Consider the following 20,459-nt stretch of genomic DNA (forward strand, 5'->3'; position numbering starts at 1 on the left):
AGGTTCGGTTGCCCGTCGACACAATCATATCGCATCCCTGCCGTCGATTGAAACCGTTGGCGGGATATCTACGACGCCCCAGAGCCCGCGCGTCTCATACTTTTTTCCGAGCCAAGTCCTTTTTTCCGAGCCAAGTCGCAAAACCGGTGGCGCGGTGCGGCAAATGAGCGTGAATCCGGAGCCCACTCTTGCATTGCTGCAACACTTGCGGCGCGATCTAGAACCAAAGTCGCCTTGGTGTGTGCGGATCGCTTGTATTTCACATCGTGGACGCTCAAGATCATTTTACAAGTACGCGACCCGGTAAAACCGGCTGAGGGCGGGGGCCATATGGACGAATTGATTGGAACGCTGGCCAACAAGGCCGGCATTGACGACGCTGTCGCGGAAAAAACCATCGGCATCGTTCTGGGTTTCCTCCGCAACGAGGGCCCTTCCGACAAGGTTCAGGCTCTGATCGACCAGATCCCGGGTGCCGAAGCCGCGATCGCAGCCTCGAGCAGCAACAGCGGCCTCTCCAGGCTAATGGGCGGCGGCCTGATGGCGCTCGGTACCAAGTTGATGGCGCTTGGCCTCGGCATGAACCAGATTCAGAACGTCGCGCGTGAACTTTTTCGGTTCGGCCGCGACAAAATCGGAGCGGAGAAAATGGGCGAGATCATCTCGGGGACACCGGGCCTTAGCCAGTTCGCCTAAAGCACCCTTTCTGACGCAGGTCCGGCTTCAGCACATTCTATTGCATCGAGTAACATGACATATCCCCTCTCCGCGATCGAAGGCCTTAGCGCCTACTCCGCCTCGAAGCTGAAATCGCTCGGCATTCGTACCACCGATGCGCTGCTCGAAGCCGCTCGCACCGTCAAGGGACGCAAGGCGCTCGCAACCAAGACCGGGATCAGCGAGCAGCAGCTGCTCGAATGGGCCAACTTCTCCGACTACATGCGCATTCCCGGGATGGGCAAGGCCAAGGTCGGGCTGGTGCGCGCGGCCGGCGTCACCACCGTGCGTGAATTGGCGCTGCGCAATCCGGCACGGCTGGCCCAGAACATCAAAGACGTCAACACCAAGCGCCGGCTGGTCCGCGTGCTGCCCTCGGAAAGATCGGTCGAGCAACTGATCGAGCAGGCGCGCAAGCTGGCGCCGAAAATCAGCTACTGAGAGCTGAAAAGCCGCTCGGGCTAGCGTCCACGGCCCCCTCTCCTGCCTTGACTCGCTGACGCGGACCGCGCAAAGCCACCGCATGATCGCAACCATTTCCAGACCCGCCAGGGAGCCGAACGCGGCGGCCGGGCCGACCGGAGATTCCGTGCTGTCAGCGCTGCTGTCCCGCTCCTATCCAGCCGTGATGGGCGTCCTGAACGTGACGCCCGATTCCTTCTCGGACGGCGGGCAGTTTGCAGCCCCCGAGCGCGCGCTGGCGCAGGCCCGCAAGATGGTCGCCGAGGGCGCCGACATCATCGACATCGGCGCCGAATCCACCCGGCCCTATGGCTCGGAGCCGATCGGCGCCGAGGAAGAGTTGAACCGCCTGCGCGAGGTGCTGCCCGAGGTCGTAGCACTGGACGTTCCGGTATCGATCGACAGCATGAAATCATCGGTCGTGGCCTGGGCGCTCGACCAGGGCGCCCGCATCGCCAACGACGTCTGGGGCCTGCAGCGCGACCCCGATATGGCCGGCCTCGTCGCGGCGCGCCGGGTGCCCGTCATCATCATGCACAACCGCGACCGCGCCGATCCCGCCATCGACATCATGAAGGATGTCGCGGACTTCTTCGCCCGCTCGCTCGAGACAGCCGCCAGGGCCGGAATTTCACCAGACAATATCGTGCTCGACCCCGGCATCGGTTTCGGCAAGACGCCGGAGCAGAGCATGACGGTGCTGGCGCGGCTCAGTGAACTCGCCTCATCGGGCCTGCCGCTGCTGGTCGGAGCCTCGCGCAAGCGCTTCATCAGCACGGTGACGCCGTCGGAGCCGCATCAGCGGCTCGGCGGCTCGATTGCCGCGCATCTGGTCGCGGCCCAGAACGGGGCGCGGATCATCCGGGCCCATGACGTCGCGGAAACCGTCCAGGCGCTGCGCGTCACGGCGGCCATCAGGGAATTCGGAAAGCAGAAATGACCGATACGATCTTCATCACCGGCGTCGTGATTCATGCCCGCCATGGCGTGATGGAACATGAGACCGAAGTCGGCCAGCGCTTCGTGATCGATCTCGAGCTCGCTGCCGATCTGTCGGAATCCTCGCACACCGATCGCCTCGCCGACACCGTGTCCTATTCCAACGTGGTCGCGACCGCGACCGCGGCGTTCAAGCATACCAACTACAAGCTCCTGGAGCGCGCGGCCGGCGCCGTTGCCGAGGCGGTGCTGGCGGCATTTCCGCGCGTCAGCGCAGTCAAGGTCACCGTGCACAAGCCGCACGCGCCGATCGCCGCGATCTTTGAGGATGTCGGCGTCGTGCTAACCCGCAAGCGGCAAGCGCCCTGATATGGCTGATGTGCTGATCGCGCTCGGTGGCAATGTCGGCGACGTTCGCACGACATTCGGCAAGGCAATTTCCAACATCTGCGGCATGACGCAGGCGGCCCTCGTGGCGCGGTCGTCGGATTACGCCACGCCGCCCTGGGGCGACGAGGCGCAGGATACCTTTGTCAACGCCTGCATCGAAATCGACACCAGCCTCGACCCGCATGCGCTGTTGTTCACGCTGCACAAGATCGAGAAGAAGTTCGGCCGCGACCGCGCCCATGAGCGGCACTGGGGCCCGCGCACCCTCGACCTCGATCTGATCGCTTATGACGACGTCAAAATCGACAAACCCGAGCTGACGCTGCCGCATCCAAGGCTGTTCGAGCGCGCCTTCGTGCTGGTGCCGCTCGCCGAGATTGTGCCCGACCGTATCATTGCGGGACGCCGCGTCGCCGAGGCATTGGCCGGGCTTTCGACCGAAGGTATCCAGCGGTTACCGGACCTCGATTGACCCAAAACAACCGTTTGGCTTGGCGGTCGCCCCGTGGCAATTTCCGGCCCGACACAGGAAGCGCTTCAGGGAACGATGGGCCGGATGACCACGACAGATGAGCTGAAATTGGCCGCGGATTTTGCCCCGGCAACCTACGACGACTGGCGCAAGCTGGTCGACGGGGTGCTGAAGGGCGCGCCGTTCGAGAAACTGGTCAGCAAGACCGCCGACGGATTGAAGATCAATCCGATCTATCGCCGCGCGGAAGGTGCCGCGCCGGTCGCCGGCCGCGCCGCCGCCGCACCCTGGCAAGTCCTGCAGCGGATCGATCATCCCGATGCCAAGGCGGCCAATGCACAGGCGCTGCACGATCTGGAAAACGGCGCCACCGGGCTTGCGCTGGTCTTCCCCGGCTCCAATGCCTCCCATGGCTTCGGGCTGGAGCCGACGGCGGAAGCCGTCGAACAGGTGCTCGACAGCGTCTTCCTCGATGCCGGCATCGGCATCGAACTTCAGGTTGGTCCGCAGTCGCGGATGGCCGCCATTCATGTCGCCGAATATATCAAGCGAAGGGGTCTCGATCCTGCGGCCTGTGACATCCGCTTCGGTCTTGATCCGCTCGGGGCCTGCACCGCGTGGGGCCGCAGCCCCTTCACGTGGGCCGAGATCGTGCCGGCGTTGTCGAACGCCGTCCGCGGCCTTGCCGCGATGGGCTTCAGGGGTCCGTTCGTTGCCGCCGATGGGCGGTTGATTCACAATGCCGGCGGATCGGAAGTGCAGGAGCTGGCCTTCGTGCTCGCGTCCGGCGTCGCCTATCTGCGCGCGATCGAAGCCTCCGGCGTGGCGCTGGAAGATGCGCAAGGCATGGTCTATGCGCGGCTTGCCGCCGATGCCGATCAATTCCTGACGCTGGCGAAATTCCGCGCGCTGCGGCTGTTGTGGGCGCGAATCGAAGCGGCCTGCGGTCTTGCGCCGAAGCCGCTGTTCGTCGCCGCCGACACCGCATGGCGGATGCAGACACAGCGCGATCCCTACGTGAACATGCTGCGCGCGACGATGGCGACCTTCTCCGCCGGGCTCGGCGGCGCCAACGCCATCACCGTGTTGCCGCATACGCTGGCGCGCGGCCTGCCCGACCCGTTTGCCAGACGTGCCGCGCGCAACACCCAACTGGTGCTGCTGGAAGAATCCAACCTCGCAAAGGTGTCCGATCCGGCCGCCGGCTCCGGCGGCATCGAGACATTGACCAGGCAGCTTTGCGAAGCCGCCTGGAAGCTGTTCCAGGAAATCGAAAAGGCCGGCGGCCTGTTCGCCTCGCTCGAACAAGGCCTGCTCCAGCGCAAGGTGGCCGCCACGCGGGCGGTGCGCGAAACCAATATTGCCAAACGACGCGACGTGCTGACCGGCGCCAGCGAATTTCCGAACCTGCACGAGGCCGACGTCGCGGTGCTGGAGGCGCGGCCGGTGGTGCTGCCGCCCTATGGCGAGCCGAAAATCAAGTTCGGCGGACTGCCGCCGATGCGGCTGGCGGCGCCGTTCGAAGCCTTGCGCGACAAGTCGGACGCGCGGCTCAAGGCCAAGGGGGCGCGGCCCAAAATATTCCTCGCCAATCTCGGAACGGCTGCCGACTTCACCGCGCGCGCCGCCTTTGCCAAGAGCTTTTTCGAAACCGGCGGCATCGAGGCGCTCGACACCGAGGGCTTTGCCGATCCGGCCGCCCTTGCCGCGGCGTTCAAGGCATCCGGCGCGGACACGGCGTGTCTGTGTTCATCCGACAAGGTCTATGGCGGGCACGCTGTCGCGGCGGCCCAGGCCCTTAAAGCGGCCGGCGCCCAACATATCTATCTGGCAGGCCGGCCCGGCGAGCAGGAGGAAGCGCTGCGCGGCGCAGGCGTCGGCGATTTCATCTTCGCCGGCGGCGATGCGCTGGCGATGCTGAAGGATGCCTGGCAGCGGATGGAGTGAACATGACCGAGGCAAGCAAAACCGTTCTGACCGGCGGCTGCCAGTGCGGCGCGATTCGCTTTGCCGTATCAGGCGCGCCGGCCAGGATCAGCATCTGTCATTGCCGGATGTGCCAGAAAGCCTCGGGCGCGCCGTTCGCCTCGTTTGCCGATATCGAACATGCGGACTTTAGCTGGACCCGCGGCCAGCCGGCCGCGTTCAAATCCTCCTCGATCGCCGAGCGCGACTTCTGCCGGGATTGCGGCACGCCATTGAGTTTCCGCCGCATCGACGGCCCCCGGATCGAGATCATGACCGGCACCTTCGACCGGCCCGACCGGCTGGTTCCGACCCGGCAATATGGAACCGAATCCCGGCTCGGCTGGGTGGTCGGCATCTCCAACCTGCCGAGCCAGACGACCACACAGAATTACGGTCCGGAAAAGATGGGCGGGATCGTCAGCCACCAGCACCCGGATCATGATTAGAGTTGGTGAGCATCGACCGCCACATATGCTAGAATGGGTACCATGAGCCGCATACCTGACTTCGCCGATATCGCCTTCGAACCGACCGCTCCCGCCGCGCCTGCCGGCAGCGCCGAGCCATGGCTCACGCCGGAAGGAATTCCGGTCAAGTCGAGCTATTCGGAAAGCGACCTCGAAGGCATCGACTTCCTCGAGACCTGGCCGGGCACCGCGCCCTATCTGCGCGGCCCCTACCCCACGATGTATGTCAACCAGCCCTGGACCATCCGGCAATATGCCGGCTTCTCCACCGCGGAAGATTCCAACGCGTTCTACCGCCGCAACCTCGCCGCCGGCCAGAAGGGCCTTTCGGTCGCGTTCGATCTCGCCACCCACCGCGGCTATGACAGCGATCATCCGCGCGTCACCGGCGACGTCGGCATGGCGGGCGTCGCCATCGATTCCATCTACGACATGCGCACGCTGTTCTCGGGTATTCCGCTCGACCAGATGAGCGTGTCGATGACCATGAACGGCGCGGTGCTGCCGATTCTCGCGCTGTTCGTCGCCGCCGCCGAGGAACAGGGCGTTCCGCCGGAGAAACTGTCGGGCACCATTCAGAACGACATTCTGAAAGAGTTCATGGTGCGCAACACCTACATCTATCCGCCGACGCCCTCGATGCGGATCATCTCCGACATTTTTGCCTACACTTCGCAGCGGATGCCGAAGTACAATTCGATTTCGATTTCCGGCTATCACATGCAGGAAGCCGGCGCGACGCAGGACCTCGAGCTCGCCTATACGCTGGCCGACGGCGTCGAATATCTGCGCGCCGGGCTCGCCGCCGGCCTCGACGTCGACCGTTTCGCACCACGGCTGTCGTTCTTCTGGGCGATCGGCATGAACTTCTTCATGGAAGTCGCCAAGATGCGCGCCGCCCGGCTGCTGTGGGCCAAGCTGTTGAAGCCGTTCAATCCGAAGGACCCGCGCTCGCTGTCGCTGCGCACGCATTGCCAGACCTCGGGCTGGTCGCTGACCGCGCAGGACGTCTTCAACAACGTGACGCGTACCACCGTCGAGGCGATGGCGGCGACGCAAGGCCACACCCAGTCGCTGCACACCAACGCGCTCGACGAGGCGCTGGCGCTGCCGACCGACTTCTCCGCCCGGATTGCCCGCAACACCCAACTGTTCCTGCAGCAGGAAACCGGCACCAACCGCATCATCGATCCCTGGGGCGGCTCTTATTACGTCGAACGGCTGACCCGCGACCTCGCGGCCAAGGCCTGGGGCCACATTCAGGAAGTCGAAGCGCTCGGCGGCATGGCGAAAGCCATCGAGGCCGGCGTGCCCAAGCTGCGTATCGAGGAAGCCTCGGCCAAGACCCAGGCGCGGATCGACGCCGGACGACAGGCGGTGATCGGCGTCAACAAGTACAAGCCGGTCAACGAGGCCGCGATCGACGTGCTGAAAGTGGAAAATTCCACCGTGCGGCGGCTGCAGATCGACAAGCTGAAGCGGCTGCGCTCCGAGCGCGTCCAGAAGGACGTCGATGCGGCGCTGGCGGCGCTGACGCGCAGCGCCGGCGAAGGCAACGGCAACCTGCTGGCGCTCGCCATTGACGCGGCGCGCGCGAAAGCCACCGTCGGCGAAATTTCGGACGCGATGGAGAAGGTGTTCGGGCGTCACCGCGCCGAAATCAAATCCATCACCGGCGTCTACAAGCGGGAGGCGTCCACCATGTCCAACCGGGTCGAAAAGGTGCAGACCCTGATCGATGCGTTCGAGACTGCCGAGGGCCGCCGCCCCCGCATCCTCGTCGCCAAGATCGGCCAAGACGGCCACGACCGCGGCCAGAAGGTGATCGCATCCGCCTTTGCCGATGTCGGCTTCGACGTCGATATCGGGCCGCTGTTCGCCACCGCCGACGAGGCCGCGCGGCAGGCGGTGGAGAACGACGTGCACATCCTCGGCGTCTCGTCGCTGGCCGCCGCTCACCTCACCGCAGTGCCGGAGCTCAAGGCCGCGCTGAAGAAGCACGGCCGCGAGGACATCATGATCATCATCGGCGGCGTGGTGCCGCCGCAGGACTACGACGCGCTCTACAAGGCCGGCGCCGAGGCGATCTTCCCGCCCGGCACCGTGATCTCGGACGCGGCTGAGGAGCTGATCCACAAGCTCAACGCCCGGCTGGGGCATAGCGAGGCGGCGGAGTAATTGGGGTGATAGGCTGACGTCTTCGAATGCCTACGGCATTCGTCGAACCTTGCGCGTAACTCATGCGACAAATGATCGAAAGCGCATCTCATCACCTCATCGCGATTATTGCTCCATGAACTTGATACTCCGAACCTGCCTGACGATTTCTCTCGCAAGCTTGGCGTTCTCCGCCCTCGCCGCCGAACCCAAGCCCGACTTCAACCTCAAGACCAAATTGATCAAGGCCAGCGTTTCGCTCGACGTCAAGATCAAGGCCGATGCGGCGCTCGCCGCCGACTGCCTGACCGAAGGCAAGGCGTGGGTGGCGGGGTACAGCGTTGACGCCGACAAGGAGCGCAAGCAGTTTCCGCAGATGTTCCGCAACGGCGCCTGGTCCGTCGACCGCAAGTACGAGACGCGCTCGGTGGTCGACGGGCACTATGTCAGCATCGTCAGGTCCGACTACACGGACACCGGCGGCGCGCACCCGAATTCCGACGTCAACACCATCCTGTGGGATTCCGCCGCCAACAAGCGCATCAGCATCCGCCCCTTCTTCACCGAGACCGCCGATGGCGGCCCGACCATGAAGGCGATGGTCAAGGCCGTGCTGGCTTCGTTGACGGTGGAGAAGAAAAAGCGCGATGCCGGCGAGACCGCGACCGACGAATGGTTCAAGATCGTCGAGCCCAAACTGCTGAAGATCGGCGCGGTGACCTTGGCACCCTCGACCGTGTCAGGCAAGAGCTCCGGCCTGACCTTCCACTATCCGCCCTATGCAGTCGGCCCCTATGCCGAAGGCGAGTACGTCGCCTCCGTGCCTTGGGAAAGCCTGAAGCCCTATCTGACGCCGGAAGGCGCCAAGATCTTTGGCGGAGCGCGGCCCAAGGGCGACGACGACGGGCAGCAATAAGGCCTCTCACGCGGCAAGGCGGCCCAGCGAGCGTTCGAGCGAACGGGTCCAGTCCGGAATCCAGGACTGAAACAGTTGATGCCAGCGATCGGCATCGCCAGGTGCGGTATCCAGCGTCACCGCCCATTCGATAAAGGTGCGGTTGCCCTCGACGACCGGAATGAGGTGCATCGTGCCCTCATAACCTGTCGGCGCCGGCGCCAGCCCTGCCGGAAACGGCAACGGCTCGATGCCGGCATAGGTCAGCGCGTGCTGCGCGTCGGAATGGCTGGCCAGCCGCTGCCGCACCCAGTTGCCGAGATAGCAGAAGCGCCTGACTGGGCCGACTTCGTCGCCCCTTCGATCGTCCTCGATCACGCTCTCGGAGACCCCGTCGATATAGGCCGGGTAATTGTTGAAATCGCGGATCAGCGCCCACACGGTCTCCAGGGGATAATCGAGCACGGCGCTGTAATAGGCTTTTGTCATGTTCGGCTCCGGAGGTTCGCCCCGCCTCGCGGAACGCTGCCCGGATGGTGATGCCTCGGCGGCGCCGAGCCCACCCGATTCCCGAGTGTAAAAATCGATGGGGATGGCGGGGCTGGACGCCTCTCGCCTGCGACCTCCCGCCGTTGTAAACCAAGCCATGACCCTGCCGAAGACCCCCGACATCGATAAGCTCGCCAAAGACCTCCGCGCTGGTTCCCGCGCGGCGCTGGCGCGCGCGATCACGCTGATCGAAAGCCGCAGGGGCGATCACCAGGCCGCCGCGCGCGACCTGGTGCAGGCGCTGTTGCCCGACACCGGTACGGCGATCCGGGTCGGCATTACCGGCTCGCCCGGCGTCGGCAAATCCACCACCATCGATGCGCTCGGCATGTTCCTGATCGAACGCGGTCACAAGGTCGCGGTGCTCGCGGTCGACCCGTCCTCGGCCCGCACCGGCGGCTCGATCCTCGGCGACAAGACCCGGATGGCGCTGCTGGCGAATTCCGAGAACGCCTTTATCCGCCCGTCGCCCTCCTCCGGCACGCTTGGCGGGGTGGCCGCAAAAACCCGCGAGGCGGTGCTGTTGTGCGAGGCCGCCGGCTTCGACGTCGTGCTGGTGGAAACCGTCGGCATCGGCCAGTCCGAGACCGCGGTTTGCGACATGACCGATTTCTTCCTGGCGCTGATGCTGCCGGGCGCCGGCGACGAACTGCAGGGCATCAAGAAGGGCCTGGTCGAACTCGCCGACATGATCGCGATCAACAAGGCCGACGGCGACAACGTCAAGCGCGCCAATCTGGCGGCAGCCGAATATCGCGGCGCGCTGCATATTCTCAGCCCCCGCTCGGAGCATTGGCACCCGCCCGTCCTGACCTATTCGGCGCTGACCGGCACCGGCATGGACGAACTCTGGCAGAAAATTCTCGATCACCGCACCGCCATGAGCGCCTCCGGCGAATTCGCCGCACGTCGGCGCGAGCAGCAGGTGAAATGGATGTGGTCGATGCTGGAGCAGCGGATGATGGCCCGCCTGCGCTCCGACGCCACGATCCGCGCCAGGGTGAAGAAGACCGAGGCCGAGGTTGCCGACGGCCGGATCACGCCGGCGCTCGCTGCCGAGCAGATCGCGGAGATGTTGCGGTGAGCGACAAGCTTCGCATTCTCGTCACCGGTTTCGGCCCGTTTCCCGGCGCGCCCTGGAATCCGACGCAACCGCTGGTGGCGCGGCTGACGCGGCTGCGGCGCCCGGCTTTCGCCGACGTCGAACTGTCCCATCACATTTTTCCCGTGACCTACAAGGCGGTCGATCGCGAATTGCCGCTCGCCCTCGCACAACACCAGCCGCACGCGCTGCTGATGTTCGGCCTCGCCTCACGCACCGGCTATGTCAGGATCGAAACCCGCGCCCGCAACGCCGTCACCATGCTGTGGCCCGACGCGTCGCAAGCCCGCTCGCGCAAGGGATCGATCGAGGGCGGCGCCGATGCAAAAATGTTCGGGCCGCACACCGCCAAATTGCTCCGTGCGGCTGACGGCAGCGGTCTCGACGCCCGCGCCTCGCGCGACGCCGGAAGCTATCTCTGCAATTACCTGAGCTGGCGCGCGATCGAGGCCGTGGAAGCCGACAACGGCCCCCGCCTCGCCGCCTTCGTTCACATCCCGCCGCTGGCGCGCCCTGGCTCCCCACGCCGCAAGGGCTTTCCGCGCATCACGCTGGAAGAGCTGGTCGATGCCGGCGAGGCGATGCTGCTGGAGATGGTGAGATTGGCAAGGCGGGCAACTTCGTAGGGTGGGCAAAGCGAAGCGTGCCCACCAGCGCGCGTGCAACGAAGAAGATCGGTGGGCACGGCGCAAGTGCGCCTTTGCCCACCCTACGGATTCCGCACCCGACATTAACCCTACCCCGAACAATCACCCTGTTCCGTCGGCGCATTCACCATGCGCCGCCGCATTTCCGCTGTACGTATCGATGGACGAACACAGGGTCATCCATCATGGACGTCAACCGCCGCCATCTGATTGGAGCATCCGCCGTCGGCGTCGCCGGCGCGCTCGCCATGTCGCCCGATGCCGCACGCGCGGCGCCGCTGACGTCGGCGCTCGGGCGCGACGTGACGCAATATGGCGTGCGTCCCGGCAGCCCTGATGACCAGACCAGAAATCTGCAGCGTGCGATCGACGAGGCCGCACGCGCGCAAGTGCCGCTGGCGCTGCCGCCCGGCGTCTACCGCACCGGAATGTTGCGCCTGCAAAACGGATCGCAACTGATCGGCGTGCGCGGCGCGACCAAATTTCTGTTCAACGGCGGCGCCTCGATGTTGCAGGGCGAAGGCACTAACAGCATCGGTCTGCACGGCCTCACGCTCGACGGCGGCGGCATTCCGCTGCCGACGCGACGCGGCCTCGTGCATTGTCTCGGCGGACGCGACGTCCGCATCATCGATTGCGAGATCACCGCAAGCGGCGGCAACGGCGTCTGGTTCGAACAGGTCTCCGGCGATATCTCTGGCAACATTTTTGCGAAGATGGCGACCACCGCGGTGGTGTCGTTCGATGCGCTCGGCCTGATCGTCTCGCGCAACACCATTTCCGATACCAACGACAACGGCATTGAAATCCTGCGCACCGCGATCGGTGACGACGGCACGCTGGTCGCGGACAACCGCATCGAGGACATCAAGGCCGGCCCCGGCGGCTCCGGCCAGTATGGCAACGCCATCAATGCGTTCCGCGCCGGCAATGTGATCGTGCGCGGCAACCGCATCAAAAATTGCGATTATTCCGCGGTGCGCGGCAATTCGGCGTCCAACATCCAGATATCCGGCAACAGCGTCAGCGACGTCCGTGAAGTCGCGCTCTATTCGGAATTCGCGTTCGAGGGCGCCGTGATCGCCAACAACACGGTCGATGGCGCCGCCGTCGGCGTCTCCGTCTGCAATTTCAACGAGGGCGGCCGCATGGCCGTCGTGCAGGGCAACATCATCCGCAACCTGCTGCCGAAACGGCCGATCGGCACCGCGCCGGACGACGATGCCGGCGTCGGCATCTATATCGAGGCGGATTCGTCCGTGACCGGCAACGTGATCGAGAATGCGCCGTCATTCGGGATCGTCGCCGGCTGGGGCAAATATCTCCGCGACATCGCCATCACGGGCAATGTGATCCGCAAGGCCTTTGTCGGCATCGGCGTTTCCGTGGTGCCGGGCGCGGGCACGGCGCTGGTCAACAACAACATGATTTCGGAGACGCCGCGCGGCGCCGTGGTCGGGCTCGATCACGCCCGCGCCGTGACGACCGACCTGTCGGCCGAAGGCGCCCAGCGCTATGCGCAGGTCGTGGTCGGCACCAATGCAGTGCGGCGCTAGTTTTCGTCGCCTCTTGATCTGCTACAGCGCGTTGCGCAGCAGCGGATAGCGTTCCTGTATCCTGTCGAGATCGAGCGGCGGCAGGGTCATGTCGTCGAAGTCGGGCGCGTCGGACACGGATGACGTCTCATCCGTGTCGAGCAGCTGGATCTCGAGCGCCACCAGCACATCATGGGGAATCTCGCGCAGCGGCTCGACCACGATCGGCGCCGGTTCGGACGGCAGCAAGGCTGCCTGCTCGCCGATCTCGTCATGACGCGGCACTGCCGGGCGCTTGCCGCGCAGGCCGCTCAGATCGATCGCCAGATGGTCTGGGGCGGCTTCGCGCGCCATGAGATCGCGCCAGGTCTCGACGGCAGCCTTGGCTTCCTGGATGTTTTCGAGGAATGCCCGCTCGGTGTGAAACCGGCGCCAGCGCCCGGTCTCGAACAGGTCTGTGAGGTATTCCAGCCGCCGCTCAGCGAGGTTGCACCACCGCGCGACGGTATCGCGGCCACTCGCCACGTCTCGAAGATGTGTCATGAACCAGCCCGTTGGAAGAAAGACGGACGCAGACGCAACCGAGACGAATCAATCGAATGTGACAGTGTTATTCTGTGGAAAACTACTCGCTTGTCCAGAGCGCGAGCATCGTCAACGCATTTCAACCGAGAAAATCCGCACTAATACGGGGTTTTTCGCCCCCGCCCCAGTCAAGCCGCACAGCCGCATGGCCACGTTGCGCAAGGCCCCGCGGCAACTTCACTGAGCAAGGTAAAGGAAGTGTTAACGCACCGCGCCGGATCGGGCGCGGGCCACCTTTCGCGAAAAAGCTCGCTGAAAATGAAAGACCCGTCCGGGGGGACAACCGGACGGGTCAAGCCATAAAGGCGCTTGGGGTGGATGGGCGCTCGCGCACATTATAGCCGATGGGGAGAGATAACCGCTCCCACATTCATTAGTCGCAGCACCGTTGCCGGACGTTCAAAACCCCGGACGATTTTTTTAAGGATTTGTTCGGAGCGGACGGGCCGAAAATCACCGCGCGCCGGTGCGATTGGCGTCGTTTGCGGCCGATTTATCCGATGACAGCGACGGCGCGGAATCGTTCAGCGCCCTGCTCACGGAAGCGTTATCGGGAGCCGCAGCGGGTGCCGGCGCTTTTTCGCCGGCCGGCTTCGGCGACGCCGCAGCCATCGGAACCTGTGGCGCATCGACGACGGCCGTGACCGCGGCGAAGGCGTCGGCCTCGCCTGCCCCGAACAGATCGTCGCGGCCGGGGGCGCCGAGGTCGCGCGCGGTCTTTGTCAGGATGGCGCGAACATCGTTCGGCTTCAATGCCGGGTTGCGCTCGATGATCAGGGCCGCGATGCCGCTGACATAGGCGGCGGAAAACGAGGTGCCCGACGTGATCTGGTATTTCTCGTCCGGCGCGGGCAGGAAAATATCCGCACCGGGGGCTGCGATGGCGATGTGGTTGCCGCGGTTCGACGCCGCAAACAGCCTGTCCTGCGCGTCGGTGCCGCTGACCGCGATCACGTTCGGATTGGCGGCGGGATAGAGCGGCGGCGACTTGGCTCCGGCATTGCCGGCGGCGGCAACCAGCAGGATGCCGCGGGCCGCGGTCGCGGCAATGCCGCGCTCGATCATCGGATCCTTCGAGCCGGCAAAGCTCATGTTGACGATCTGCGCGCCGTGCTCGACCGCATAGTCGAGGCCCTTGAGGATGACATAGGAGTTGCTTTCCGCCGCGCCCGACGCACTGCCGAACGCGCGGATCGCCAGCAGCCGCGCCTCCGGCGCGCTGCCCATCAGCCGGCCATGCGCCACGATCGCGCCGGCAATGCCGGTGCCGTGGACATGCGGGCCTTCCTTGCTGCCGAGCGCATCAAAACTGTCGGCGACCGAATTGGCGAGTTCCGGATGTTTGGCGTCGATGCCGGAATCGATCACCGCGATGGTGACGTTCATGCCGCGCGCCAGCGTGTGCGCCTGCGGCAACCGAAGCTGGGCGACCGCGTATTGTGCGGGATCGCCCTCGGTCAGCGTCTTCTTCTGGTCCTGCAGCACGTAGCGGAAATTGGGCTGCACCGACTTCACCCTGGTGTCGGCGGCGAACTCCCGCCGCACCGCGTCCGCCGGCCGGCGGTCGATGATGCGGAACAGGCCGACGGTGCCGCCGACCAGCGGGAAATTCTGCGATGCGATCCGCTCCAGCCCGTGGCTGCGCGCCAGGAGGTCGGCGTCCGCAAGCGACATCGCGCCGTCGATCTCGGCCACGAATTCATTCTGCACCGTGCGCAGATCGATCGCGGCGGCCGCCGGATTATTGCCCGATCCGCCGCCGCTCTTTTTGGAGGCGACGCCGCTGCCGCCGCCGCTTCCGACAAGGTTCAACGGGCGGTCGAAGCATTCGCCGTCCGGACCGCGATTGGCATATTCGCAAACCGGATAGAGGTTGGGTGAATAGCGCAGATACGGCGTGCTCGAGCCGACGCCGACAGGGCGGTTCACTCGCATGACCGAGGTGCCGCCGACACCGGCCGGCGGCGTGCGCGCGACGCCGACGGAGTTGACGCCAACGCCGCCGCGGCCCGCAATGGTTGGGTTGATGCGCGGAGCCACCGTCGGATTGATCGAGGGGATCCGCGAGTCGATGTGGAGGCTCGGCGTGCGCATGATGCTTTGCGCATGAACCGTCGCCGTACCGGAAAGCGCGAACGGCAACATAGCCGCAGCCAGAAGCAGCGCCGCGCACCGCGTCATCCTGCGCCAATTCACGCCATCGTCGACCATGGGACCTCGGCTTACTCGGGCGCGCAATTCGGTTTTCGGGCTTGCCCGCGTTACGGTGTCGCCACCGCAAGACTGACGATCTTCTCACCCTGCAGCCTGTTCATCAGGCTTGCGACTTCGTCCTTGCCCATCGCCTTGCTGCCGAATTGCAGCCGGAACATGCCGCCCTTGGCGCCGTCGACGATCGAGGCCTGATAGGTGTCGAGCAGCGCCGTGATGTCGGCAATGCGCGCTTCCGGCGCAAACCGCACCAGCGCGCGCGGCGGCGCGATCGAACTGCCGAGATCGCGGGTAATGGGACCGGAAGAAGGTTCGTTCAGGCTGAGCGAAGCGGTCTGGAACGAAGCGGTCTGGTTCTTGACCAGCACGGCGCCGATCAGGCCGGCCTGCAACAGCAGCGCCAAAGCGCCGAGACTGGCCGACCAGGCCAGCGTCCGCGGCGACAGGCTTGCAAAGAATTCGGAAACCCGCGCGGAAAGATTGACCGACGCCGACGGCTTGCGCACGGGCTCTCCGTCGATCGCGGCGAACAGCTTGGCCATGGCGCGCGCGGACGGCGCACCGAGGCTCTCGTTGAGGTGAATGGTCTCGGCGTATTCCTCGCGGATCACGGCGTATTGCCGGGCAAGCTCGGGATCGCTGGCCAGCGCTTCGTCGACACGGCGCACATCGCGTGCGTTCAAGGTGCCGGCCGCATGGAACGGCAACAGCAACTCGATTTCGCTGGGCTCTTGATCCAGCATTTTCTTGCTCGCTGCCATCATGGCCAACCTCGCTCTATGCCGACTGCTTTGAGGAGTTCGGCCAATTTCTTGCGCGCATAAAACAGGCGCGTCTTCACGGTGTTCTCCGGAATGCCCACGATCTCGGCCACTTCTTCCACGGACTTCTCGTGGTAGTAGACGAGATCGACGATCTCCCGGTGCTCTGGCGAAAGCGCGGTCATGCACTTGCGCAACGCTTCACTCGTATCTTTCTTCTGCGCCACCACTTCCGGATCGTCGGACGTGTCCTCGATCGCGTTCGCGGTCTCGTCGTCCAGTCCAACGTCCTTGCGACGCCGCAGCGCCGACAGGGCCTTGAACCGCGTAATCGCCAGCAGCCAGGTGGTAACGGCGGATCGGCCTTCGAACTTGCCAGCCTGACGCCATACATCGAGAAAAACCTCGCTGATGAGGTCTTCCGCAACCTGTTCGTCCCTGACGAGCCGAAGCCCGAAACGGAACACCCTGACATGGTGCCTTCCGTACAGCACCTGCATCGCGAGCCGGTCGCCTTGAGCGATCCGAGCGATCAGAACTTCGTCTGAAGCCGCCTGTGTCGCACTCAATGGCCGTCTCGCAAGGTTGGTCGGATGGGGGAGGCTGGCGGTTCGACGGGGGAAGCAAGATTCTTCACAATACGGCAATGTCCGGATTGCATGTGTGATCTACCCCACATAAGCGGATTTACCGGCACGGGTGCCGGCGTAAACGGACGAAATCCCCAAATTGGTACCATAATACGGAAATACTTTCCTAAAGCTGGCGCCATCAGCGGCGACCTTACCAAGGCTTGGGTCCCAAGGCAGCATCCAAGGCAGCACTCAAGCCAGCATCTGCTTACAGCCAGCGGCCCCGCGCAAGGGTCCGCAAGCTCCCGGACCGGCGGATTTTCCGTTGCGAAACAGCGCAATGGCAGGTGTTTTAACGGATCAGAATCGGTCCCAAAAGATACCAAACCTAAAGGCTTTCCCACTTAGATTTTTCGCCGGTTCCACCAACGGCGAGACCATGGGCACCGCTGCGTCCTCATTCGTGAATCCGGCCGAACTGGAAGGCGTCGGTCCCCAGCTGACGGCGAAGGCACGGTCGCGCCGCGCCAGGCAGCGCCGCGGGATTCTGGCGATGATCGGCGGCAGCTATGTCATCGATGCCGGGGTGCTGCTGCTGTTCGCGCAGGCCGGCACCATCCCGGCGACGGTCGGCCCGGCCTACGCGGCTTGCGGCCTGGTCCTGGTCGCCCTCTTCCTCATCATTTCGGAACTCGGCATCAACGACCGTTTCGCGGATCACTATCTCGTCGCGCCGCAGGCGACCGCCTGCATGCTGACCGCGCTGGCGTTCACCTGGATCGCGCCGGAAGTCGGTGCGATGTTCCTGTGCACGCTGTTCATCGTGTTCAGCTTCTCGTCGCTGCGTTCGACGCCGCGCCAGACCATGGTGATCTGGACGGCGATGACGATCGGCCTGGCCGGGCTGTTCCTTCTGACCGACAAGCCTATTTCGATGCCGCATGGCAACTACCTCGAACGCTTCGGCACCATGCTGGTGCTGGTGCTTTCCATCGGGCGCTGCATGTTCCTGGGGATCTTCTCCAGCTCGATGAAGCACTCGCTCTATCAGAGCGGGCTGAAACTCAAGGAAGCCTACAAGCGGATCGAGGAGCTCGCCGAACTCGACGAACTCACCGGCTCGTACAACCGCCGCTGCATCATGCGGATGCTCGACGAGGAAATCGCGCGGGCGGCCCGCAGCGGCGCGCCCTGCTCGATCGCGCTGATCGACCTCGACTGGTTCAAGCGCATCAACGATGCCTTCGGTCACCCGACCGGCGACGAGGTGCTCCGGACGTTCGCCATTACCATGTTCGCCAACATCCGCGCCAACGATCGGTTCGGACGCTATGGCGGCGAGGAATTCCTGCTGGTGCTGCCCGACATGGACACATCAGGCGCCGTGCGCGCGCTCGACCGGCTGCGTGCGATTATTTCCGATCTCGACTGGAGCGCATTCTCGCCCGGCATGAAGGTGACGATTTCCGGCGGCGTCGCGACGCTGAAGCAAAACGAGACGCCCGACACATTCCTCGCGCGCGCCGACAGCGCGCTCTATGCAGCCAAGGCGCGGGGACGCAACCGCATCACCCACGCCTGATTTGATCGATTTCAGATCCGGGGATGGAGAATCCGTCACCGGCCTTTGCTCCAGGATAGAGTCATGAGTTCGAAGTCCGCTATCTCCCCCGGCAATCTGCTCGACGAGCTGCAGGCCACGCTCGCGCACGGGACCGTTGCCCGCCGGGTCGAGACCCTGCGCCGGGTGACCGATCTCTTCATCAACGGCGCGGTGGACTATTCGGACGAACAGATCGGATTGTTCGACGACGTCTTCCAATTCCTGATCGACCACATCGAAACATCAGCCAAGACGCTGCTGGCCAACCGCCTCGCCCCGATCGACACCGCGCCGCCGCTGACGATCCGGGCGCTGGCCTTCGACGACGTGATCGAGGTCGCCGGTCCGGTGCTGTCGCAGTCGGCGCGGCTCGACGACACGACCCTGATCGAGAACGCGCGCAGCAAGAGCCAGGAGCATTTGATGGCGATCTCGACCCGCAAGGTCCTGAGCAGCGCCGTCACCGACGTGCTGGTCCAGCGCGGCAATGACGAGGTGATCGAGAGCACCGTCTACAATCCCGGCGCGGAATTCACCGAGCGCGGCTTCACCCGTCTGGTCAACCGTGCCGATGGCGACGACAATCTGGCGACCTGCATCGGGCTGCGTCCGAACATTCCGCGCCATCTCTATCTGAAGCTGCTGGCGAAGGCCTCCGACACCGTGCGGCAGCGGCTTGAAGCCGCCAATCCGGAGCAGGCGGACCAGGTGCCGACCGCGGTCAGGGAAGCGACGCGGCGGGCGCGATCGGCGTCTTCGGCCATCACCAGGAACACCGAGGTCGCGCACGCGCTGGTCAAGTCGCTCTACGAGGACGGCCGGCTCGACGAATTCCAGGTGGCGAGATTCGCCGAGGCCAGCAAGTTCGACGAAGCCAATGCCTCGATCGCGGCGCTCGCCAACGTGCCGGTGGCGGTGGCCGAGAACATGATGATCGAGACCCGGGCCGAAGGCGTGATGATCCTGGCGAGGGTCGCCGGATTGTCGTGGTCGACCGTGCGGACCATCATCAACATGCGCGACGACCTATCCGGCGGGGAACCGACCGATATGGCGGCCTGCAAGGATACCTACGAACGGCTGCGGCCGTCGACCGCGCAGCAGGTGCTGCGCTTCCATCGCATGCAACAGAACGCGCCGGCGACGTGAACTGCTCACCCTCCCTCCGGGCGGGTGAAAACCAAAATCAAAACCTGAGTACCCTCGATCCGGCGAGAGCCCCAATCGCCGTCACCAGTGCGGTCGAGAGCGTGTACCAGGTCGCCACGAACAGCGGTGAATCGTCCGTGCAATGCGATGCGTAGAGCGTCGCCGCCAGGCCCGCCGAGGCGAGGCCGGCGATGGCGCCGGCAATGGCCGGCCGCGCCGTCGCACCCTGGCGCAGGCCGATCAGCGCGCCGGCCAGCAAGGGCAATGACATCAGCGGAATGGCGCACATGCAGGCCCGCGAATTGTTGCCGACCAGCCGTGTCATGACAGGCAACCGCTGCGGCATCATCATCTCGCCGCCAATTCCCGCGGTGAGAATCCCGGCCGGGATCAGCAGCAGCCAGCCAAAGCCCCGCAGCGAGGCTTCCGGCCGCGACAGATGCAGACTGACGGCGATCGCAGCAGCCGCCAGCGCCAATGTCACCGCGAATTTCAGATCGAAGAACGGGTTGCGCATCGCGGTCATCACGTCCGGCCTGATGCCGAGTTCGGTGAAGAACATCAGCAGCGAGACCGGCGCCGCAGCGAGCAGCGCCAGCATCAGCGCGTAGCCGACCGGGCGCGCACGGTGTGCGTTGTCGGCCGCGAGCGTTCGAATGAGCTGATCGGTATCCATTCTCATTGTTCCCGTAACTTCGCCGTCAGGCTGGTCAGCCCGCGGTGCAGCGCCACCCGCACCGCACCTTCGCTCATCGAAAATTTCGCCGCCGTATCCTTGATCGAGGCGCTGTCGACCGCGATCGACTGCAGCACGTCGCGCTGGCGGGCCGGCAACGACTGCAGTTGCGCGGCGACCTCGCTCGCCGAAGCCGTCTCGACCGGCGTCTCGCCGGGAAGCACCTCGGCGAAATCGTCGATATCGACGAAGATGCGCCGGCCGCGGCGGCGCAGCGCATCGATCAGCTTGTTGCGGGCGATCGCAAACAGCCACGGGGCAAACGGGGCGCTGGCGTCCCAGGTGTGCCGCTTCAAATGGACCGCCAGCAAAATGTCCTGCACGATGTCCTCGGATTGATCGACCGGTTGTCCTGCCCGCGCCAAACCACGACGCGCCGCCGCGCGGAGCACCGGCGTGACGGCCTTGAGCAGGCGATGATACGCCGCACTATCGCCTGCGATGGCCGACCGCATCAGGCCGGTCCATTCGTCATCCCGTTCGCGCACGCGCGCTCCTACCCTGCAATTCGGTCGATCTTTCAAATTGTTACATCGGAAGCC

At 64.8% G+C, this 20,459-nt stretch carries 21 protein-coding genes; 14 read left to right on the top strand and 7 right to left on the bottom strand.

The genetic code is table 11. The annotated features are described in order from the left end of the window. Positions 1–330: 330 nt before the first annotated feature. From BLR13_RS05300 to BLR13_RS05340, 9 genes are all read left to right on the top strand, one after another. Positions 331–696, top strand: a complete 366-nt coding sequence (locus BLR13_RS05300; protein ID WP_074826927.1) for a hypothetical protein — start codon at positions 331–333, stop codon at positions 694–696. A 54-nt stretch (positions 697–750) separates the two neighbouring features. Then, positions 751–1,158 carry a DUF4332 domain-containing protein gene (locus BLR13_RS05305; protein WP_074826925.1) on the top strand — a complete coding sequence of 136 codons (408 nt, stop codon included), beginning with the start codon at positions 751–753 and terminating at the stop codon, positions 1,156–1,158. Between the two features lie 82 nt (positions 1,159–1,240). Further along, on the top strand, positions 1,241–2,119 hold the full coding sequence (gene folP, locus BLR13_RS05310; RefSeq protein WP_074826922.1) for a dihydropteroate synthase: 879 nt from the start codon (positions 1,241–1,243) through the stop codon (positions 2,117–2,119). After that, positions 2,116–2,487 carry a dihydroneopterin aldolase gene (gene folB, locus BLR13_RS05315; protein ID WP_074826919.1) on the top strand — a complete coding sequence of 124 codons (372 nt, stop codon included), beginning with the start codon at positions 2,116–2,118 and terminating at the stop codon, positions 2,485–2,487. The genes folP and folB overlap by 4 nt, the downstream gene beginning before the upstream one ends. A gap of 1 nt (position 2,488) precedes the next feature. Further along, a complete protein-coding gene (gene folK, locus BLR13_RS05320) occupies positions 2,489–2,980 on the top strand; it encodes a 2-amino-4-hydroxy-6-hydroxymethyldihydropteridine diphosphokinase (RefSeq protein ID WP_074826917.1) in 492 nt (163 codons plus the stop codon). Between the two features lie 84 nt (positions 2,981–3,064). Next, on the top strand, positions 3,065–4,927 hold the full coding sequence (locus BLR13_RS05325) for a methylmalonyl-CoA mutase subunit beta (RefSeq protein ID WP_074831869.1): 1,863 nt from the start codon (positions 3,065–3,067) through the stop codon (positions 4,925–4,927). 2 nt (positions 4,928–4,929) lie between these two features. After that, positions 4,930–5,394: a GFA family protein gene (locus tag BLR13_RS05330; protein WP_074826914.1), complete on the top strand. Its 465-nt coding sequence runs from the start codon at positions 4,930–4,932 to the stop codon at positions 5,392–5,394. 42 nt (positions 5,395–5,436) lie between these two features. Further along, on the top strand, positions 5,437–7,593 hold the full coding sequence (gene scpA / locus BLR13_RS05335) for a methylmalonyl-CoA mutase (protein WP_074826911.1): 2,157 nt from the start codon (positions 5,437–5,439) through the stop codon (positions 7,591–7,593). 115 nt (positions 7,594–7,708) lie between these two features. After that, entirely contained in the window at positions 7,709–8,488 is a 780-nt protein-coding gene (locus tag BLR13_RS05340; protein ID WP_074826908.1) for a DUF3298 and DUF4163 domain-containing protein, read from the top strand. Positions 8,489–8,494: 6 nt separating this feature from the next. Here the strand turns inward: BLR13_RS05340 and BLR13_RS05345 are convergent, their stop codons facing one another. After that, positions 8,495–8,956, bottom strand: a complete 462-nt coding sequence (locus tag BLR13_RS05345; protein ID WP_074826904.1) for an SRPBCC family protein — start codon at positions 8,954–8,956, stop codon at positions 8,495–8,497. Between the two features lie 157 nt (positions 8,957–9,113). Here BLR13_RS05345 and meaB point away from each other — a divergent pair, with 157 nt between their 5' ends. From meaB to BLR13_RS05360, 3 genes are all read left to right on the top strand, one after another. After that, complete coding sequence (gene meaB, locus BLR13_RS05350; protein ID WP_074826900.1) at positions 9,114–10,100, top strand: methylmalonyl Co-A mutase-associated GTPase MeaB; 987 nt, start codon at positions 9,114–9,116, stop codon at positions 10,098–10,100. Then, positions 10,097–10,744, top strand: a complete 648-nt coding sequence (locus BLR13_RS05355) for a pyroglutamyl-peptidase I (protein ID WP_074826898.1) — start codon at positions 10,097–10,099, stop codon at positions 10,742–10,744. The genes meaB and BLR13_RS05355 overlap by 4 nt, the downstream gene beginning before the upstream one ends. A 206-nt stretch (positions 10,745–10,950) precedes the next feature. Beyond that, a complete protein-coding gene (locus BLR13_RS05360) occupies positions 10,951–12,321 on the top strand; it encodes a TIGR03808 family TAT-translocated repetitive protein (RefSeq protein ID WP_074826896.1) in 1,371 nt (456 codons plus the stop codon). Between the two features lie 21 nt (positions 12,322–12,342). Here BLR13_RS05360 and BLR13_RS05365 read toward each other — a convergent pair whose 3' ends face one another. From BLR13_RS05365 to BLR13_RS05380, 4 genes are all read right to left on the bottom strand, one after another. Further along, positions 12,343–12,843 (bottom strand): TIGR03809 family protein, encoded by a 501-nt coding sequence (locus BLR13_RS05365; RefSeq protein WP_074826891.1) that lies wholly within the window; start codon positions 12,841–12,843, stop codon positions 12,343–12,345. Positions 12,844–13,338: 495 nt separating this feature from the next. Further along, the gene (locus tag BLR13_RS05370; protein ID WP_074831868.1) at positions 13,339–15,066 is read right to left on the bottom strand and encodes a S8 family serine peptidase; all 1,728 of its coding nucleotides are present in this window, start codon (positions 15,064–15,066) and stop codon (positions 13,339–13,341) included. Between the two features lie 80 nt (positions 15,067–15,146). After that, on the bottom strand, positions 15,147–15,860 hold the full coding sequence (locus tag BLR13_RS05375; RefSeq protein ID WP_074826889.1) for a hypothetical protein: 714 nt from the start codon (positions 15,858–15,860) through the stop codon (positions 15,147–15,149). After that, entirely contained in the window at positions 15,857–16,426 is a 570-nt protein-coding gene (locus tag BLR13_RS05380; protein WP_074826884.1) for a sigma-70 family RNA polymerase sigma factor, read from the bottom strand. Before BLR13_RS05380 ends, BLR13_RS05375 begins: the two co-directional genes overlap by 4 nt. A gap of 442 nt (positions 16,427–16,868) precedes the next feature. Between BLR13_RS05380 and BLR13_RS05385 the strand changes: the two genes are divergently transcribed. Both BLR13_RS05385 and BLR13_RS05390 read left to right on the top strand, forming a co-directional pair. After that, positions 16,869–18,011, top strand: a complete 1,143-nt coding sequence (locus BLR13_RS05385) for a GGDEF domain-containing protein (RefSeq protein ID WP_074826882.1) — start codon at positions 16,869–16,871, stop codon at positions 18,009–18,011. Positions 18,012–18,074: 63 nt separating this feature from the next. Further along, positions 18,075–19,181, top strand: a complete 1,107-nt coding sequence (locus tag BLR13_RS05390; protein ID WP_074826878.1) for a DUF2336 domain-containing protein — start codon at positions 18,075–18,077, stop codon at positions 19,179–19,181. A 37-nt stretch (positions 19,182–19,218) separates the two neighbouring features. On the opposite strand, the gene BLR13_RS05395 is transcribed toward BLR13_RS05390, so the two are convergent. Continuing rightward, the gene (locus BLR13_RS05395; RefSeq protein ID WP_074826874.1) at positions 19,219–19,857 is read right to left on the bottom strand and encodes an NrsF family protein; all 639 of its coding nucleotides are present in this window, start codon (positions 19,855–19,857) and stop codon (positions 19,219–19,221) included. A gap of 2 nt (positions 19,858–19,859) precedes the next feature. After that, positions 19,860–20,405 carry a sigma-70 family RNA polymerase sigma factor gene (locus BLR13_RS05400; RefSeq protein WP_074826871.1) on the bottom strand — a complete coding sequence of 182 codons (546 nt, stop codon included), beginning with the start codon at positions 20,403–20,405 and terminating at the stop codon, positions 19,860–19,862. Positions 20,406–20,459: the final 54 nt, after the last annotated feature.

The sequence above is a fragment of the Bradyrhizobium ottawaense genome, from assembly GCF_900099825.1.
Lineage (GTDB): Bacteria > Pseudomonadota > Alphaproteobacteria > Rhizobiales > Xanthobacteraceae > Bradyrhizobium > Bradyrhizobium ottawaense_A.

Bases quoted from the DNA above. Each gene is read 5' to 3' on its own strand.
- BLR13_RS05325 (WP_074831869.1), top strand. From the start codon at position 3,065: ATGACCACGACAGATGAGCTGAAATTGGCCGCGGATTTTGCCCCGGCA.
- scpA (WP_074826911.1), top strand. From the start codon at position 5,437: ATGAGCCGCATACCTGACTTCGCCGATATCGCCTTCGAACCGACCGCT.
- BLR13_RS05300 (WP_074826927.1), top strand. From the start codon at position 331: ATGGACGAATTGATTGGAACGCTGGCCAACAAGGCCGGCATTGACGAC.
- meaB (WP_074826900.1), top strand. From the start codon at position 9,114: ATGACCCTGCCGAAGACCCCCGACATCGATAAGCTCGCCAAAGACCTC.
- BLR13_RS05305 (WP_074826925.1), top strand. From the start codon at position 751: ATGACATATCCCCTCTCCGCGATCGAAGGCCTTAGCGCCTACTCCGCC.
- BLR13_RS05375 (WP_074826889.1), bottom strand. From the start codon at position 15,860: ATGATGGCAGCGAGCAAGAAAATGCTGGATCAAGAGCCCAGCGAAATC.
- BLR13_RS05370 (WP_074831868.1), bottom strand. From the start codon at position 15,066: ATGACGCGGTGCGCGGCGCTGCTTCTGGCTGCGGCTATGTTGCCGTTC.
- BLR13_RS05340 (WP_074826908.1), top strand. From the start codon at position 7,709: ATGAACTTGATACTCCGAACCTGCCTGACGATTTCTCTCGCAAGCTTG.
- BLR13_RS05330 (WP_074826914.1), top strand. From the start codon at position 4,930: ATGACCGAGGCAAGCAAAACCGTTCTGACCGGCGGCTGCCAGTGCGGC.
- BLR13_RS05345 (WP_074826904.1), bottom strand. From the start codon at position 8,956: ATGACAAAAGCCTATTACAGCGCCGTGCTCGATTATCCCCTGGAGACC.
- BLR13_RS05360 (WP_074826896.1), top strand. From the start codon at position 10,951: ATGGACGTCAACCGCCGCCATCTGATTGGAGCATCCGCCGTCGGCGTC.
- BLR13_RS05385 (WP_074826882.1), top strand. From the start codon at position 16,869: ATGGGCACCGCTGCGTCCTCATTCGTGAATCCGGCCGAACTGGAAGGC.
- folK (WP_074826917.1), top strand. From the start codon at position 2,489: ATGGCTGATGTGCTGATCGCGCTCGGTGGCAATGTCGGCGACGTTCGC.
- BLR13_RS05365 (WP_074826891.1), bottom strand. From the start codon at position 12,843: ATGACACATCTTCGAGACGTGGCGAGTGGCCGCGATACCGTCGCGCGG.
- folB (WP_074826919.1), top strand. From the start codon at position 2,116: ATGACCGATACGATCTTCATCACCGGCGTCGTGATTCATGCCCGCCAT.
- BLR13_RS05390 (WP_074826878.1), top strand. From the start codon at position 18,075: ATGAGTTCGAAGTCCGCTATCTCCCCCGGCAATCTGCTCGACGAGCTG.
- folP (WP_074826922.1), top strand. From the start codon at position 1,241: ATGATCGCAACCATTTCCAGACCCGCCAGGGAGCCGAACGCGGCGGCC.
- BLR13_RS05395 (WP_074826874.1), bottom strand. From the start codon at position 19,857: ATGGATACCGATCAGCTCATTCGAACGCTCGCGGCCGACAACGCACAC.